The sequence below is a fragment of the Pararhodobacter zhoushanensis genome (assembly GCF_003990445.1).
In the GTDB taxonomy this organism is placed as follows: domain Bacteria; phylum Pseudomonadota; class Alphaproteobacteria; order Rhodobacterales; family Rhodobacteraceae; genus Pararhodobacter; species Pararhodobacter zhoushanensis.
In genome coordinates this window covers 151,259-168,027 of the sequence record NZ_REEZ01000006.1, presented here as the reverse complement: position 1 = coordinate 168,027, position 16,769 = coordinate 151,259, and the positions used below count along the sequence as shown (strand labels likewise).

Genomic DNA, 16,769 nt, shown 5'->3' with positions numbered 1-16,769 from the left:
CCAGCGAAATCGGCAGCCCGGGCCGGGCCGGGCTTATCTGCCCAGCATTTTCATACCTTCGGTCAGCCCTTCCAGCGACATCGGCACCATGCGTTCCTCGAAGATCTCGTTGATCATGCGGATCGAATGCGAGTGGTGCCAGTATTGCTTGGGCGTCGGATTGATCCACAGGTTCTGCGGCCAGTGTTCGCGCGCGCGGCTCAGCCAGGTTGCGCCGCTTTCGTCGTTCCAATGCTCATTCGCTCCGCCCGCATGCGCGACCTCATAGGGCGACATGTTCGCATCGCCGACGAAAATGCATTTGTAATCAGCGCCATAGGTGCGCAGCACTTCCCAGGTGGGGGTGCGGGCGTTCCAGCGGCGGGCGTTGTCCTTCCACAGGAATTCATAAAGGCAATTGTGGAAGTAGAAGTGTTCGAGATGCTTGAACTCGACCCGCGCGGCGCTGAACAGCTCCTCCATCACCTTGACATAGGGGTCCATCGAGCCGCCAACGTCAAAGAACAGCAGCACCTTGACCGCGTTGCGCCGCTCAGGCCGGGTTTTGACGTCCAGCCAGCCCTGTTCGGCGGTGGCGCGGATCGTGCCGTCCAGATCCAGCTCTTCATGCGCGCCGTCCCGCGCCCAGCGGCGCAGCCGTTTGAGCGCCACCTTGATGTTGCGGGTGCCCAATTCCACCGAATCGTCGAGGTTCTTGAACTCGCGCTTGTCCCAGACCTTGACGGCGCGGCCATGGCGGCCCTCTTTCTGGCCGATGCGCACGCCTTCGGGGTTATAGCCATAGGCCCCGAAGGGCGAGGTGCCGGCCGTGCCGATCCATTTCGACCCACCCTGATGGCGTTCTTTTTGCTCTTCAAGCCGCTTTTTCAGCGTCTCCATGAGCTTGTCAAAGCCGCCCATCGCCTCAATCTCGGCGCGCTGCTCTTCGGTCAGGTGCTTTTCGGCCAGCTTTTCCAGCCAGTCGGCGGGCAGGTCGATGGCTTGAAGCATCGACTCGGGCGTGATCGACTCAAGCCCTTTGAACGTCGCCGCAAAGGCACGGTCAAAGCGGTCGATGTGCTTTTCGTCCTTCACCATCGTGGTGCGGGCGAGATAGTAGAACCCTTCCGCGTCGAACTGCGCCAGCCCGACCTTGAGCGCCTCAAGGAACCCGAGGTATTCGCGCAGCGTCACCGGGACGCTGTGCTGGCGGAGCTGTTCGAGGAAGGGCAGGAACATCAGATAAACCTGTCGAGGCCCACGGCGATGAAGGTAAACAGCAGTCCACCGATGATGCCCCAGACTCCGGCGTATTGCGCCATGTCCGGGCCGGAACCGCCTTTGCGGCGGGCATAAAACCCGCCCCAGACTGCGCCCAGCAGAATCCCTGCGAGAATGACCATGATTGCCCCTGCGTCCTGCCCTACAGGCGCGCGAGCCGCTGGGCCGCGCCGCCGATCCGGGCGATTTCTTCCATCCGGGCGCGCGCCGCGTCCTCGGAGCCGAAGCCATAGCGCGCGGCGGGCATCGAGTCGAGCCTCAGGCGCTCAGCCTCATTCTCGCGCCCGGCCTGCGCCAGCGCCTCAGCCCGGATAAATCCGAGTGAGGCAAGGAAGGCGGCGTTCTCGGTCCGCTCGGCCAGCGGCATCGCCTGCGCGGTCAGATCCAGGGCCAGCTGCGTTTGGCCGGTGGCCAGCGCCTGCACCGCCAGATGCATGTCGATATGGGCGGCGTGGACTTCTCCGCCCGGCGAACGGCGGTAGATCGAGGCGGCATCCAGCAGCGAGTCGAGCGCGCTTTCGCCCTGCGTGCGGGGGGCAAGACGGGCGTTCAGCATCAGGCTGAGCGCATAGCGTGCATCGGTCCAGCCCTGCGCGCGCGCCATCTCCAGCGCGCGTTCGGCGCCCGCGCGGCGCTGGCCCAGCCCGCCGTCCGACGACAGTGCCTGTTCCACCGCCAGCTGCCAGGCACGCGGCGTAATCCCGGCGACGGCCCCGGCGCTGCCGCGCCCGGCGGGGTTCAGGCGATTGAACAGCGTCGGCAGGCGCGCGGCGACCTGATCGCGGGTCATGCCCGGCTGAAGTTCAGGCGCGTACCAGACGCGCAGCAGCAGCATGTCGAAGCCGGTCAGCGTGGTCTGGAAATTGTCGTCGTTGAAGATGCTGTCCGACAGCCGAAACAGGTCGTTGAGCGGCCCGAAAGCCTGCCCGATTTCTTCGTGCAGACAATCGCGGATCTCTTGCGGGGTGGTGTCATCGGGAATGAACACCGCCGCGCGCGTGCGCGTGACGACCCGCGTCCAGTCGATCGCAGCGCTGCGCCGGTTGGCGACAAAATCCTGCCATGTCGAGACATTGGGCACCACAAAGCAGGCGGCGGCGGGAACCACGGCCTGCATCTGGCGGCGCGGCAGGAATTCGACGGTGATCAGGTTCGCACCGTCAGCGGCCTCAGCCGCGCGGCTGACGTCGATGCCAGCCTCGCCCTGCAGGCGCGCAATCAGGTGGTCCAGATCGGCGATCGCCGTCGCGGGCACCGCGCCGCGCGTGACGATCGTCACCGGCCCCTCAAAGCGCGAGAACGCCGGGATCGCCCGCCCGCTCTCCATCGCAAAGCCCAACTCGATGAAATCGCGCGCCATTTCGGCGTTGGGGCGACGCGGGGGCAGGGGGTGCGCGGCACCGGGGCGATAGACCGCCAGCGCCGTGGTCGCGGGCGGCACAGCCTGCAGACGCGCAACCTCGCTCGTCGGCGTGCAGGCGGCCAGAGCCACCAGCGACAGCGCCAGAAGATGCGACTTCATGCCGCCCGCCTTTCATTCAACCCTGCGACGACCGCGCGGTAATCGCTCAACGTGCCGTTAGGTAGCTCGGACAAAGCCCGTCGCCAGTGCCGCGCGCCGGGTTGTCCGGCGAAAAGGCCCAACAAATGCCGCGTGATGCCGATCAGCCGCCCGCCGCGTTCCAGATGCGCGGCGATGATCGGCTCGACCTGGCGGGCGATGTCCTCGGCCAGCGCATCGGGCCGCGTCGCGCCATACAGGCGGCGATCGGCAGCGGCGAGGATCTCGGCCGGGCGGTGATAGGCTGCGCGCCCGATCATCACACCGTGGAACCCGCGGTCGAGCAGCGCTTCGGCCTCGTCCAGCGTTCCGACGCCGCCGTTCAAGCTGATGGTCAGGTCGGGGAAGGCGGTCAGCATCCGCGCGACCAGATCATAGTCCAGCGGCGGCACCTCGCGATTCTCTTTGGGCGACAGGCCCTTGAGCCATGCCTTGCGCGCATGCACGATCACCCGGGTGATCCCGGCATCCCGCGTCGCTTCCAGAAACGCGGGCAACGCCTGTTCGGCGTCCTGATCGTCCACGCCGATGCGGCATTTCACGGTGATTTCCGCGTCACAGGCGGCTTTCATCGCCGCCAGACACTCGCCCACCAGCAGCGGCGTCTTCATCAGCACCGCGCCAAAGCATCCGGATTGCACCCGGTCCGAGGGGCAGCCGACGTTAAGGTTAATCTCACGGTAGCCCTCATCCGCGCCCATCCGCGCCGCCTGCGCCAGCTCGACCGGATCAGACCCGCCCAGCTGCAGGGCGACCGGATGCTCGCAAGGATCGAAGCGCAGCAAATGCCGTGCCCCGCCGCGCACCAGCGCTGCCGAGGTTACCATTTCCGTGTACAGCAGCGCATGCCGCGACAGCAGCCTGTGGAACTGGCGGCAGGACGAGTCCGTCCAATCAAGCATCGGCGCCACCGAAAGGCGCCAGTCGGGCGGGGTCGTGTTCACGCGGGGTCTCGTCCTAAGGATGCGTGTGACTATAAACGAGGGGCGCTCAAGCGTCCATAAAGCGCGGGCGAGGCGCGCGAAGGATCGCGCATCCGTGAGCGGCGCGTGATCGGGCCGGGGTGTGACGGCCTGCCACGGCGGCAGTTCTTGACATCCCGGGCCCCGCACCGCATCGAGTCTCGCAGCTGAAAAAGGACGCCGCCGTGACCCAATCCGCCCCCCAAAAGACCATCCTGCGCGCTCTGGCCGGCGAGGTTCAGGCCATTCCACCCGTCTGGATGATGCGGCAGGCGGGGCGCTACCTGCCCGAATACCGCGCCACCCGCGCGCAGGCCGGCGACTTTCTGTCGCTGTGCTACAACCCCGAGCTGGCGGCCGAGGTCACCCTGCAGCCGATCCGCCGCTATGGCTTTGACGCTGCCATCCTCTTTGCCGACATCTTGCTGATTGCGCAGGCTTTGGGGCTCAAACTGTGGTTCGCCGAGGGCGAAGGCCCGCGCATGCACACCGTCACCGATGCCGCGCAGGTCGCCGCCCTGCGCCCGGTGGCCGACATCCACGAGACCCTCTCGCCGATCTATGCGACGGTGCGCCTGCTCAGCCGCGCCCTGCCGCGCGAGACTACGCTGATCGGCTTCGCCGGCGCGCCCTGGACCGTCGCTACCTATATGGTCGCCGGTCGTGGCACCAAGGATCAGGCCCCGGCCCATGCGTTCATCGCCCGTGACCGGGCCGGGTTTGCCGCACTTATTGACACGCTGAGCGACGCCACGGTCGAATACCTTTCCGCCCAGATCGAGGCCGGGGCCGAGGTGGTCAAACTCTTCGACAGCTGGGCGGGCAGCCTGAAAGGCGCCGATTTCGACGATTTCGCCCTCAAGCCCACCGCGCGGATCATCGCCGCCCTCAAGGCACGCCACCCCGATACGCCGATCATCGCCTTCCCGCGTGAGGCAGGCGCGCGCTATATCGGCTTCGCCAAAGCCACCGGTGCCGATTGCGTCGCCCTCGACAACTCGGTCAGCGCCGACTGGGCGGCGCAGCATGTCCAGCCCGATGGCTGCGTGCAGGGCAACCTTGCCTCCAGCCACATGGTTACCGGCGGCGAGGCGCTGGTCAGCGAGACCAAGCGTATCGTCAAAGCCTTCTCAAAGGGCCCGCATATCTTCAATCTCGGCCACGGCATCACGCCCGATGCCGACCCTGACAATGTGCAACGGATGATCGACGCCATCCGCTCCTGACATTTTCTGTCCCTAAATATCCACGGGGTTTCCAAAGGGGGGCGTGCCCCCCTTTGGCGCAGGGGTGCGGGGGGCGCGCAGCCCCCCGCTTTCAGGGCCGCTCCAGACGATATCCTTCGCCATCCCGCACCGCGATATGAAACGCCGGGTGCAGGAAATGCCCGCCGGTGAACAGCACGCCATCCGTTGCCAGCTCATCAAGCAACCGCTTGCGCGTGGCACGGGCGGTGTCGGCGTCGATGTCGAAGACAATGGCGATGTTGGGGTCCGCCGCCTGTAGCTCTGGCGCGTGGATGATGTCGCCGCCATGGATCAGATGGCCCGCCCCGCTCGACAGCCGCCAGCCACCGTGCCCCGGCGTGTGACCGGGCAGCGCCATCGCCGTCAGGCCCGGCGCGATCTCGCCGTTTGCCTCGATGATCCGCAGCCGGTCGTTGTAGGCGGCCAGAACCGCGCGGGCCAGTCCGGCCCAGCCGGGCAGGGGCTCGGGCAGCGAGTCGGTCAGCGCCTCGTCCGACCAGAAGTTGACCTCGTCGCGCGTCACCACCAGTTCGGCCTGCCCGAACACCGCCGCGCCCTCGGCGGTGATCATCCCGGCGATGTGGTCGGGATGCAGGTGCGTGGCAAACAGCGTGTCGATCCCGGCGGCGCCGACGCCGGCTTCCTCCATCGCCTGCGGCAGGAACCCGCAGGTCGGGCCGAACAGGTCGCGCGGCCCGGCGTCGCACAGCACCGTGCGCCCGCCGTTGCGGATCAGGACCGCGTTGAAATTGGTCGCGGCTTTGGTTGCGTCATGCGTCGCAAGCAGCTTGGTGATGTGGGCTTCCGGCGTGCTCGGAAACATCTCGGCGCCGAATTCCGTGCCGCCGTCGGTCAGGATGGTGACGGTAGCGTCACCGATGGCGCGGGTCGCGATGCGGGTCATATGGGTCCTCCCTCTTGGATCGCGCAAAGCTAGCACGTCGTGTCCTTCGGGCAACCATGTCCCACCATGTCCGGGCCGGACACACGCGTCGCTTGTGGCGCATGCTGCGGCGCAGTATTTGGGACAGGATGGAACATGACCCTGTCCTTGGCTTCGCCGCCCTTGCCCATCCCCACCGTTTGCAGGTGATGCGCCTGCTGATGCGCCACTATCCGCGCCGCATTCCGGCCGGAGAGATCGGCGCGGTGCTGGCACTGCGGCCCAGCACGCTGTCGGGTTATCTGGCGCAGCTGATGGAGGCGGGGCTGATCACGCAGGAACGCCGCGCGACCTCGTTGCTCTATGCAGCCTCGGTCGAGGGGGTCAGTCTGCTCAACGCCGCGTGGATGGGGGATGTCTGCGGCGGGCGTGGATGGCCCGAGACAGGCTCGCCCGGTGCCCGCGTGCGCAACCTGCTGTTCATCGGCGTGGGCAACACCGGTCCCAGCCTGATCGCTGAAGCCTTGCTGCGGCGGCACGCGGGTGAGGCGTTCGAGGTCTTCTCAGCCGGGATCGAGTCTGTCGACGAACCGGCCCCCGAGGTGATGACGTTTTTGGCGCAAGGCGATCATGACACGGGCCTACTGTGGTCCAAACCCTTGGGCACATGGCAGGGCGAGGGTGCGCCGCAGATGGATATCGTGGTGACATTGGGCGACCGGGCAGCGGCCCTTGCGCCGGACTGGCCCGGCGGCCCGCACCGCGCCGCATGGCGGTTGGCACCGGCGCTGTCGCTGGACGCATTGCAGCTGGATCTTTCCGCCCGGCTGTCCCCGCTTGTGGCGATGGATCTGGCGGTCACGCCTGCGGCGCGGGTGCAGCGGGTGCTCGATGAGGCGGCCGAGCCAGTGATCGGCTAAGCAGCCATCGCGCCCCACAGGATCAGCGCCTGACCCAGCCAATAGAGCGGCCAGAGCACCTTTGCGCCGATAAGCCGAAGCCTAGGGTCGTTCAGGATGAACAGGCGGATCGCCAGAATGAAATCCGACGCGGCGAACAGCGCCACGCCGGTCAGGATCGCCCCGCGTCCGGCGATGTTGGGCAGTGCCGCCGCCGCGATGACCATCGCGCCGATGATCACCGCGTAAAGCCGCACAGGCCACGCCAAAGCGCCAGCCTTTGGGGCAATCCACAGCGCGGTCACCGCCACCAGTCCCAGCATGGCCGCCAGTATGGGCCACACTGCTCCCGGCAGTACCGTCACCTGTGACGCAAACCCGCCGGCATAGGCCAGATGCCCCAGCGCAAAGGCCAGCATTCCGGCCAGAAACGCCGCTGTCCCGGGCCGCGCCAGCGCGAAATCGCCCAAGGATCCCAAGGCCAACCCGGCCACGACCCAGCCGGGTGCCCCGCTCTGCAGCGCGATCAGTGCGAGCAAAGCGGTGGACAGGGTTTTGACGGTTGTGCCCCCCGCCGAGGATGCATCATCGCCCGCGTATCGCAGCCAGAAAACGCCCGCGCTGAGGACGGCGGCAAGCAGGAACAGGGTTTGCATCAGGCTCTCCGGTTGATCGCGCCACAGTGCCCGGTGCCGCGCCGAAGGGCGAGTACCGGTCCGGCGAAGCGGCTTGGCAGGCTCTGTCCAGTTTGCGGACGTCGACGTCGCGCAACTTTATCCAGGGTCAGACTCTAGACTATGGTCGCATTGTCTTTTCGCGAAATTGAGGGTCGCCTTGGAAAAATCCTCGGCTGCATGCTGCGAAAAAGCAAGCATTCTTATCAAATTCAAATCGTTAACGAACCCTGAGGATCTACCTGACTGTTAAAATGCCAATAACCCGCCTCTCGCGGGGTATCTTCAAATTTTATGCTTGAAATACAATGCCCCTTGAGCGGTGCCCCTTGTGGAGTACTTCTTAACAGACGGTGTCGATCAGAAGGTGGACCATGAAACGTCAGATATCACAAGGCATTGGCTTTAAAGCCTGGGCCCGTGACGAAAACGGGGCGTCGACTGTCGAGTTTGTCGTCTTGTTGCCGTTTCTCGTTGGCATGTTGGGACTGATCGGGTCGGCAAGTCTCTATTTCGCAGTTTCCAGCGATGTCCAGCAACTGGCTCATGAACTGGCACGCGCGTCTTTGTCGGTCGTCGATGACGGAAACTGGTGCGACGATCTGCGCACCACAAGGGCGACAGCCTTGGCGGAAAACCTGCCAACGCTGAACCCCGAGCGCGTTTCCGCCGTCGATTGTGCCCGCGATCAGGCGTCGGGCCTTTTGCGCGTTACGGTGCTCTACGATACGCGCGGCACGCTGGGTGAGATCTTGGGATCGGCGATCGGATTGCAGTTCGATTCGTTCCAGCGGTCGTCGTTTATTCAGTGGTGAGACAAAGGATCAGATCCGCAGTGGTAGCCGGTTTAAGGCGGGGCCTCTTTCAGACAATACTGCAGATGCGCGCCGAGACCTCTGGCGCGGTTGCCGTTCTTTTTATTGTGATCCTGCCGGTTTTGCTGGTCGCAGCCGGCGCTGCAATTGATCTTGCCCAGATTAACGCCGAGCGGCGCTATGTTCAGTCCGGCGCTGATTTGGCGGCTCTGTCCGCAGCGCATCATTTGACCAGTGCCGAGGACGCGCGTTCCGCCGCCCGGCGTACCGTGGCGGCGAATGCGGTCTATCCCACATATCAGATAACCGACGCTGATATTGTCTTTGGCAGCAGTCCGCAACGGGGCCGCTTTGTGCCCGCCGCCGACCAGACCTCGACCGTTGGCGTCACGGCGGTGCAGGTGCAGATCCGCGCGCCTGCGCGGCTTTATCTGCTCAATCTTTTCATGTCGGAAGACGCGCTGATCGTCGAGCGCAGCGCCGTTGCCGCTGTCGAGCCGCCCCGTGTCAGTTTCTCGCTGTCCAACTGTCTGGCCACCTTGCGCCTTTTGGACCCGATCCTGCGTCCGTTGATCGGTGTTGCGGTGGATGCGCTGTGCAGCGGGCGCGGCTTGGATACACGGGTGGATCTGTTTCCGATGCTGAGCGATCTGGCGGTGTCGGCCAACCTGCTGACCCCCTCGGGCGATCCGGTGACGTATGGCGAGGTTCTGGATGCAGACCTCCCCGTCGCCTCGATCCTGACCGCGCTGACCGGCATTCCGGTCCCCCCGGCGCAGGGCCGCGCGATCCGTTTGGGCGACGTGCTGGTCGTGCCCGCCGACCTGCGGGACGTGCGTGTCGATACGCCGGTTCACGCCGCACAGGTGCAGGCCGGCGATCTGGTGCTGGCCTCGGCCGAACTGCTGGCGATGAACGTTGTCAGTGTCGACACCACGCTCACACTGGGCCCTTTTGCCAATGTTCAGGCGGCCGTGCGCGTCAGCGAGCCGCGCCGCATCGTGATGAACGTTCTCCCCGGATCGCCCGAGGCCTATGCTCAGACCTCGCAGATTCGCGTCGAACTGGATCGCTTGTCTATTCTGGGGATCTTCACCCTGCGCCTGAACCTGCGTCTGGCCAATGCTCGCGCCACGCTCAGCGATGAGGGTGACACCTGCGCGATGGACGGAGGTGCCGAGATTGCCGTTTTCGATCCGGTCGATGCCAGTCTGATCGATCTGGACCTGATGACGCAGGTAACCGGGCTGCCGGTGGGCAGTCAGGCGCTGGGTATGCATGCCGAGACAGAAAGCACGCGCGAAACGCGGCGGGTTTCCTTCACCCGCCAGCAGTATCTTGACGATCCGGTGGTGCGGTTTGGGCCGACGGGTATCGCGGCGGAAGAGGCGGCAGTCGATCTGCTGACCAATCGTTTGTCCAGCATGCTCGACCAGACCGCCGAGACCATCCAGAACGCACACTCGGTGCAGCAATGCACGTCGCTTCTGGGGTGTTTGGGCAATGTGGTCGACGCTGTCGGGGCATTATTGAGCTCAATCGCGTCCTCGGTTCTGGTCACATCGGTCAATATCGCCAACGGCTTGGGGGCCGACGGAACCCTGACCAACGCGTTGCTGGCTGATCTCATCGGGCTGCAACTGGCGCGGGCGGATCTGGAGCTGCTAGAGGTGGTCTGCGGCAGTGACCTGCCGCGTCTGGTGCGCTAGACGTGCCTGCCTGTCCCTCGTGAGGTGCCACCGATGACCCACAAGCCTGATCTGCGCCCCGCCGCGCTGCCGTCCTCGTGGAGCCATGAGCAGAACGGTCGCCGCTTCTCGCCCTCGGCGGCGCGCAATGTCGAACCGATTGCCGAGGCGTTGTCGGATGTCTTGCCGCAGGCGGGGCGCGTGCTGGAACTGGCCAGCGGCTCGGGCCAGCATGTTGCGGCCTTTGCGCGGCTGTGGCCTGCGCTGACTTGGCAGCCGACGGATGGCAACGGTGACAACCTAGCTTCGATTGCCGACTGGGCCGAGGGGGTGGCGAACATCCTGCCGCCCGTGGTGCTGAACGCCTGTGCGAAGGGCTGGGGCAGGGCGCATGCGGGGCAGGACGCGGTGCTGCTGGCCAATTTGCTGCACCTGATCTCGACGCCCGAGGCCGAGCTGCTGCTGGCCGAGGCTGCGCAGGCGCTGGCGCCGGGCGGGGTGTTTTGTCTTTATGGCCCGTTTCGCCGCGACGGCGCGCTGGTCACCGAGGGGGACGTCGCCTTTGAGGCGCGGCTCAAGGGGCAAGACCCCGCCATCGGGTACAAGGACATCGGCTGGGTCGAGGGGCGGCTGCACGCTGCAGGGCTGGTGAGCGACCGGCTGGTCGAGATGCCAGCGGGCAATCTGCTTCTGGTGACGCGGCGCCCGTAGGTCTGGCGAGGTCAGGGCGATTGACCTGCATCAAGGTGCAAGGGCGGCAGCCATGGCATCACGATCCAAATATTCACCAAGGAGAATATCATGGATGCCAAAGCCGAACTCGCCGCCATCAAGGACCGCTCACGCGCGCTGATCAAGGCGGTCAACGCGCCGATGAAGGGCTTCGGCCAGCTGAGCGCGGCGGTCAAGGAGCCGGGCGCGCTGTCGACCAAGGAAAAGGAATACATCGCCGTCGGCATCGCCGTAACGCAGGGCTGCGATGATTGCGTGAATTTCCATGTCGAGGTGTTGATGAAGCTGGGCGCGACGCGTGAGGAGTTCTGCGAGGTGCTGGGCATGTGCCTGCAGATGGGCGGTGGTCCGGTAGTGATGAACGCCGGGCGCGCGCTTGAGGTCTGGGATCAGCTGGCCGCCTGAGGGACCATAAGTATGGCTCCCTGATATATGTTGCACCCTCCCCGGATTTCCGCCACCTTCGCCCTGCAAGGTGGCCTGGGGAGGAGCCTGTGGAATTTGGCGTTTTCGATCATATGGATGCCTCGGGGCAGCCTTTGGCGCAGCAGCTGGCCGACCGGCTGCGGGTCGTTGCGGCCTACGACCGTCTGGGCTTTCGCGGCTACCACGTCGCCGAACACCACGCGACGCCGCTGGGTGTGGCGGGCGCGCCTTCGGTCTGGCTGGCAGCGGTGGCGCAGCACACGCAGCGCATCCGGCTGGGGCCGCTGATCTACATCCTGCCGCTCTACCACCCGCTGCGTCTGGCCGAGGAGGTCTGCCTGCTCGACGCGCTGTCGCAGGGGCGGCTGATGCTGGGCATCGGGCGCGGGGCCTCGCCGATCGAGGCGGGGTTCTTTGGCGTGCCCGGCCCCGACATGCAGCCGCGCTATTTCGAGGCGACCGAGGTTTTGATGAAGGCGCTTCAGAACGACACGCTTGATCATCACGGCGCGTTCTATCAGTTCGACAAGGTGCCGATGGTCGTGCGTCCGGTCCAGCAACCGATGCCAGAGCTCTGGTACGCCAGCCGCACGCCCGAGAGCTTTGTCTGGGCCGCGCAGGCCGGGGCAAATACCGTCACGCTCGCCTTGGGCGATGAGGTCCGCGCGCTGACCGACATCTACCGCGAAACATGGGTGGCGCAGGGCAAGGATCTGGCCGATCTGCCGCTGATCGGTGTCAGCCGCCACATCGTTGTCGCCGAGACCGACGCCGAAGCCCGTGCGCTGGCCGAGCGGGCCTATGCGCGCTGGCTGGCCAGTTTTCGTAAGCTCTGGGTGGATCGCGGGCTTGGTACGCCGCTGGCCGATTTCTATCCCGAGAGCTGGGCCGATCTGGAAGCCATCGGCAACGCCTGCGCCGGATCGCCCGAGACGGTGCTGGCCTTCACCCGAAATCAGGCCGCGCGTTGCGGGGTGAATTACCTGCTCTCATGGTTCGCGTTCGGCGATCTGAGCGCCGATGAAACCATCCGCTCGGTCGAGCTTTTCGCCCAACACGTCATGCCGGAGTTTCGCTGATGTCCCCTCTCGACGCCCTTCGCCCACTCGGGCCCGTTCTGAACCCCGCGATGATCGAGGGCACCTATGCTGCCCTGACCGAGCACCGTCTGCGTCTGCCCGACACCGCCCGCGCGCTGTGGGATCTGGCATATGGCGACAACCCGCGTCAGGGGCTCAACCTGTTCCTGCCGCCCGGGGGCTCGCCGGACCGGGTGATGGTCTATGTCCATGGCGGCGGCTTTGTTGCCGGTGACAAGGGCAAACCCGGATCGCCGTTTTACGCCAACACCGGGGCCTTCGCGCTGACGCAGGGCTGGGCCGGGGCGGCGATGACCTACCGGCTGGTGCCCGAGGCGCGCTGGCCCTCAGGGGCCGAGGACGTCGCCAAGGCGGTGGACTGGCTGGCGGCGGGGGCAGGGGGCGTGCTGAACGCACCGCAGATCCTGCTGGTCGGGCAATCGGCGGGGGCGGTGCATGTCGCGGATTATCTGGCCGGGCGCGCGGGGGCGGTCTCACCGCAGCTCAAGGGCGCGGTGCTGATGTCGGGACGCTATGATTTCACCCGTGAGGATCGCATGGGGTACGAAAGCGCCTATCAGGGCGACAACCCCGGCCCGCAATCGACGCTGAGCGCGCTGGTGGACTGTGACCTGCCGCTGATGTTCACAATTTCCGAGCTCGATCCGCCGCAGTTCCAGCAACAGGCCGCCTCTCTGGTCGAGGCGATGATGGCCCGCCACGGGCGCTTGCCCCGGCTGCACTGGCTGGCCGGGCACAATCACGTCTCGCCCGCGCTGTTTCTGGGCGCGGATGACGACCGGCTTGGGCCGCTGATCACCGATTTCGCAGGTGCAGCATTCGGCGCGCCATCGCCTTGACCCCGCGAGCCCGCCTTGGGATAGTTGGGCGTCACAAAGGCGGTGTGTATGAACATCCTGATCATCGGCGACTCCCATACCGGCGCGCTTGAACGTGGTCGCGTTCAGCTCAAGCGCGACGGCGGGCTGCCCAAGGGTGTCTCGTGGCGCATCGCGCCGCTGGGGATGGGGGCGGCGATGAACGCGCCGTTCTGGGATATCGTCGACGGCCGCGCGCGGGTGCTCGACCCCAGATTTCGCCAGCGCCTTGCCAGAATTCCGCCGGTGGTGGGGCAAACCGATGTCGTCGGCTTGCAAATGCCGCTCTGGTGGGGGCGGCTGATCCGAGGGCTGCTGGAACACGACGTGCTCCCCTATGGCTATGACGGCCCGGGGCGACGCCTGTCGCCCAAGCTCTGGCGTCATATGATCCGCGCCGACATGCGCTATACGCTGGGTCTTGGCACTTTCCTCAAAGAGCGTGGCCTGCCGGTCTTTGCCATCGAGCCGCCAACCCTGCGCCGTTCTTACCGGATGGCTGCGCTGCTGGGTGCGCCCACCACGCTGGCGTTGCTGGCAGAGATCCGCGAGGTCCAGCTGGAAGCGCTGACCGAGGCAGGGATACCGGTTGTCTGGATGCCAAAGGATGCGACTGACGACGCGGGGTATCTAATCGACGCTTACGGTCACGAAGACCCCGCCGATACCCATCACGCCAATGCCGCGTTTGGCATTCGCATGCTGCACCAGTGTGTCCCGATGGCGCAAAGCCTGATGGGGCAGGGCGCAAAAACCCCGGTCGCGGGCTGAGGAGACCAGCATGGATCATCCCTACAACAGCCAGCCCGACAGCGCCTTCTGGCGGCGCGCCATTGGCGACCGCGCACCGGAAGAGATCGGCGGCTGGTACACCAAGCGCTTCGCGCTCGATGGCAAGGTCATCGCGACGGCAGGCAGCTGCTTTGCCCAACACATCGGCCGCCAGCTGCGCGATGCCGGTTTCGCCTATGTCGACAAAGAGCCGCCGCCGGCCGGTTTGCCCGCCGAAGAGCACCTCGACTGGGGCTATTCGATGTATTCGGCGCGCTATGGCAACATCTATACCTCGCGCCAGCTGGTCCAGCTGATCGACCGCGCCGAGGGGCGGTTTTCACCGGTCGAGGATTGGTGGGAAAAGGACGGCGGCATCGTCGATCCCTTCCGCCCGACCATCGAACCCGAGCCCTTCGGCTCGGTCGACGAGATGCGGGCACTGCGCAAAGAGCATCTCGAGGCCGTGTCCGAAGTGTTCACCACCGCCGATGTGCTGGTCTTTACCATGGGCCTGACCGAAGCGTGGCTGTCAAAGCGTGACGGTGCCTGTTACCCGCTCTGTCCGGGCACCGCAGGGGGCACCTATGACGACAGCCTGCACCGGCTGCATAATCTCGGCTCGGGTGATGTTCGCGCCGATATGGAAGAATTCCTCGCCAAGGTGCGCGCGATTAATCCCAGGCTGGAAATCCTGCTGACGGTGTCACCGGTGTCGATGATGGCAACGGCAACGCCGCGGCAGGTGTCAGTGGCGACGGTCTATACAAAATCCGTCCTGCGTGCCGTGGCCGGGGAATTGTTCGATGCGCATGAGAACATTGACTACTTTCCCTCGTATGACATGGTCACCGGACCCGCCGCGCGGGGCAGTTTCTATAAGCCCGGCATGCGTGAAGTCACCGCCGAAGGCGTGGACTATGTCATGCGCCATTTTCTGGCCGAGCATGTGCCGGGCGAGAAACCCGCGCTCGCCCTGCCGCTGCCCGCCGCCGATCCTGCCGCGGCGCAGTCGCCCGCTGACGCGCCACGACCGGCCCCACGGCGGGCACCGCCGGATGGTGCCGCGCCTCAGCTGAGCGACGAAGACATCAAATGCGATGAGGAATTGCTCAACGCCTTTGGCCGTCCGTCCGGCGGTTGAAACCGCAGGCGGACCGACGCGACCTCAGAAATCCGTCGGCGCGCCGCCCTCTTCCTTGCGGCGGGCGACAAAGGCGGCAAGTTCTTCGCGGATCGCCTCGTCCATCGGCGGGGCCTCGAAACTGTCGATGACGCCGCGCGCGATCTTGTGGGCGCGCTCGGGTGCCTCGACCGCACCGTCCTGTTCCCAGGCCTCGAAGTTGCGCCAGTCGCTGGCGATGGGGTTGTAGAACGCATCGGTGTAGCGCGCCTGCGTGTGCGCACAGCCAAAGTAATGGCCGCCGGGGCCGACTTCCTTCACCGCGTCAAAGGCGATGGAATCGGGGTCGGTGGCAAAGGTCGCCGGCTCGAAATAGCGCTGGATCATCTGCAACACTTCGCAATCCATCACGAATTTCTCAGGGCTGGCGATCAAGCCGCCCTCCAGCCACCCGGCGGCGTGATACACCATGTTGCTGCCCGATTGCACGGCGGCCCACAGGGAGTTCGAGGTCTCCCACATGGCCTGTCCGTCGGGCACGTTCGCGGTACAGACCCCGGACGAGCGCAGCGGCAGGCCGTAGAACCGCGCCAACTGGCCGGTGATCTGCGTCGCGCGCATGTATTCAGGCGTGCCAAAGGCGGGCGCGCCGCTGCGCATATCGACGTTCGAGGTGAAGGTGCCGATCGCGACCGGACAGCCGGGCGAGACGTATTGCAGCAGCGCGACCGCCGCCAGCCCTTCGGCAATCGACAGGGTGACAGCGCCCGACATCGTCACCGGTGCCATGGCCCCGGCCAGCGTGAAGGGCGTGACCACCACCGGCTGACGGCGCCGTGCCAGACGCAGCGCGCCATCGATCATCGGAAAATCGTGCTTCAGAGGGCTGACCGAGTTGATGTTGGAATACATCCGAGGGGTGGCGTCGAATTCCTCATGGGTCAGGCCGCCCGCGATGCGCACCATCTCCATCACATCCTCGACCCGCTCACGGCCCAGAGAATAGGCGTGACAGACCTTGTCGGTCAGCGTGAGCTTTTCATACAGGCAATCGAGATGGCGAATGGACGGGTGAATGTCGATCGGCTCGACAGGGTAACCGCCTGCAATATGGATGCAATTGAAGGCCTGCGTAAGTTTCATGAAATCGCGAAATGTCTCGAAATCACCTGAACGCTTGCCGCGCACCAGATCCCATGAATTGGGCGGGCTGGAGACGTTGACAAAGACCATGTGCCCGTCGCCGAGGATGACCTGACGGTCGGGGTTGCGCGGGGTGATGGTGAAGCTGGCAGGCGCACGGCGCACCATTTCCATGACAAAGTCTTCATCCATGCGGACGTTCTGGCCGGTCACCTTGCAGCCCGCTTCGCGAAACAGCGCCAGCGCCTCGTCGTTCAGGAACTCGATGCCGATTTCCGACAGGATGCGCATAGCGCCCTTGTGGATTGCCAGAACCCCGGCCTCGTCAACGGGTTCAGTCGGACGGTCTGGGTTCTTGGGGATGCGCCAGGGCATCTGGTCCAGCTGAAACCCGTGGCTGCGCCGGGCATTGCCCTCACGCCCGCCGCTGCGCTTCTTTCGTCCTGCGCTCTGATCCGTCATGGCCATCTCCGCTGCCTCTGGCGCAGCCTAGTGCCGCGCCGCGGCACCGGGCAAGCGCAGTCTTGTGAGCATGGGCGTTGCGCAAAATCGCAGGGCAAAAAGACTGTTGACGCCGCGCGGGGCGGCAAGCCCCGGGGGACGCACGCGTCCCCCTGACCCCCTTGTG

At 65.5% G+C, this 16,769-nt stretch carries 17 protein-coding genes; 10 read left to right on the top strand and 7 right to left on the bottom strand.

The window, feature by feature from the left end; translation table 11 throughout:
* Positions 1-33: 33 nt before the first annotated feature.
* Genes EAE28_RS14885 through dusA form a run of 4 tightly spaced genes read right to left on the bottom strand, consistent with a single transcriptional unit; the run spans position 34 to position 3,765 of the window.
* Positions 34-1,218, bottom strand: coding sequence for a vWA domain-containing protein (locus EAE28_RS14885; RefSeq protein ID WP_127107636.1), 1,185 nt, complete (start codon positions 1,216-1,218; stop codon positions 34-36).
* A complete protein-coding gene (locus EAE28_RS23790; protein ID WP_164736643.1) occupies positions 1,218-1,382 on the bottom strand; it encodes a hypothetical protein in 165 nt (54 codons plus the stop codon). Before EAE28_RS23790 ends, EAE28_RS14885 begins: the two co-directional genes overlap by 1 nt.
* Positions 1,383-1,402: 20 nt before the next feature.
* Entirely contained in the window at positions 1,403-2,782 is a 1,380-nt protein-coding gene (locus EAE28_RS14880; RefSeq protein WP_127107634.1) for a DUF2927 domain-containing protein, read from the bottom strand.
* Positions 2,779-3,765, bottom strand: coding sequence for a tRNA dihydrouridine(20/20a) synthase DusA (dusA, locus tag EAE28_RS14875; protein WP_281279601.1), 987 nt, complete (start codon positions 3,763-3,765; stop codon positions 2,779-2,781). Before dusA ends, EAE28_RS14880 begins: the two co-directional genes overlap by 4 nt.
* 203 nt (positions 3,766-3,968) lie before the next feature.
* Here dusA and hemE point away from each other — a divergent pair, with 203 nt between their 5' ends.
* A complete protein-coding gene (hemE, locus tag EAE28_RS14870; protein ID WP_127107630.1) occupies positions 3,969-5,009 on the top strand; it encodes a uroporphyrinogen decarboxylase in 1,041 nt (346 codons plus the stop codon).
* Positions 5,010-5,100: 91 nt separating this feature from the next.
* On the opposite strand, the gene EAE28_RS14865 is transcribed toward hemE, so the two are convergent.
* Positions 5,101-5,934 (bottom strand): MBL fold metallo-hydrolase, encoded by an 834-nt coding sequence (locus EAE28_RS14865; protein ID WP_127107629.1) that lies wholly within the window; start codon positions 5,932-5,934, stop codon positions 5,101-5,103.
* 128 nt (positions 5,935-6,062) lie between these two features.
* On the opposite strand from EAE28_RS14865, the gene EAE28_RS14860 reads away from it, so the two are divergent.
* Positions 6,063-6,833: an arsenate reductase/protein-tyrosine-phosphatase family protein gene (locus tag EAE28_RS14860; protein WP_164736642.1), complete on the top strand. Its 771-nt coding sequence runs from the start codon at positions 6,063-6,065 to the stop codon at positions 6,831-6,833.
* Here the strand turns inward: EAE28_RS14860 and EAE28_RS14855 are convergent.
* Positions 6,830-7,468, bottom strand: coding sequence for a lysoplasmalogenase family protein (locus tag EAE28_RS14855; protein ID WP_127107625.1), 639 nt, complete (start codon positions 7,466-7,468; stop codon positions 6,830-6,832). The genes EAE28_RS14860 and EAE28_RS14855 overlap by 4 nt on opposite strands.
* A gap of 392 nt (positions 7,469-7,860) precedes the next feature.
* Between EAE28_RS14855 and EAE28_RS14850 the strand changes: the two genes are divergently transcribed.
* The 8 genes from EAE28_RS14850 to EAE28_RS14815 all read left to right on the top strand — a co-directional run bounded on the left by EAE28_RS14850 (position 7,861) and on the right by EAE28_RS14815 (position 15,019).
* Positions 7,861-8,301: a TadE/TadG family type IV pilus assembly protein gene (locus tag EAE28_RS14850; RefSeq protein WP_127107623.1), complete on the top strand. Its 441-nt coding sequence runs from the start codon at positions 7,861-7,863 to the stop codon at positions 8,299-8,301.
* Positions 8,302-8,366: 65 nt separating this feature from the next.
* Positions 8,367-10,010, top strand: coding sequence for a pilus assembly protein TadG-related protein (locus EAE28_RS14845; protein WP_127107621.1), 1,644 nt, complete (start codon positions 8,367-8,369; stop codon positions 10,008-10,010).
* A gap of 33 nt (positions 10,011-10,043) precedes the next feature.
* Positions 10,044-10,700, top strand: a complete 657-nt coding sequence (locus EAE28_RS14840; RefSeq protein WP_127107619.1) for a DUF938 domain-containing protein — start codon at positions 10,044-10,046, stop codon at positions 10,698-10,700.
* A gap of 90 nt (positions 10,701-10,790) precedes the next feature.
* Positions 10,791-11,126, top strand: coding sequence for a carboxymuconolactone decarboxylase family protein (locus EAE28_RS14835; protein ID WP_127107617.1), 336 nt, complete (start codon positions 10,791-10,793; stop codon positions 11,124-11,126).
* An 89-nt stretch (positions 11,127-11,215) separates the two neighbouring features.
* Positions 11,216-12,226, top strand: coding sequence for an LLM class flavin-dependent oxidoreductase (locus EAE28_RS14830; protein ID WP_127107615.1), 1,011 nt, complete (start codon positions 11,216-11,218; stop codon positions 12,224-12,226).
* Entirely contained in the window at positions 12,226-13,086 is an 861-nt protein-coding gene (locus tag EAE28_RS14825) for an alpha/beta hydrolase (protein ID WP_127107613.1), read from the top strand. The genes EAE28_RS14830 and EAE28_RS14825 overlap by 1 nt, the downstream gene beginning before the upstream one ends.
* A gap of 48 nt (positions 13,087-13,134) precedes the next feature.
* Positions 13,135-13,875, top strand: a complete 741-nt coding sequence (locus EAE28_RS14820) for a hypothetical protein (protein WP_127107611.1) — start codon at positions 13,135-13,137, stop codon at positions 13,873-13,875.
* A 10-nt stretch (positions 13,876-13,885) separates the two neighbouring features.
* Positions 13,886-15,019, top strand: coding sequence for a GSCFA domain-containing protein (locus tag EAE28_RS14815; RefSeq protein ID WP_127107609.1), 1,134 nt, complete (start codon positions 13,886-13,888; stop codon positions 15,017-15,019).
* Between the two features lie 24 nt (positions 15,020-15,043).
* Here EAE28_RS14815 and EAE28_RS14810 read toward each other — a convergent pair whose 3' ends face one another.
* Positions 15,044-16,603 carry a trimethylamine methyltransferase family protein gene (locus tag EAE28_RS14810; RefSeq protein WP_127107607.1) on the bottom strand — a complete coding sequence of 520 codons (1,560 nt, stop codon included), beginning with the start codon at positions 16,601-16,603 and terminating at the stop codon, positions 15,044-15,046.
* Positions 16,604-16,769: the final 166 nt, after the last annotated feature.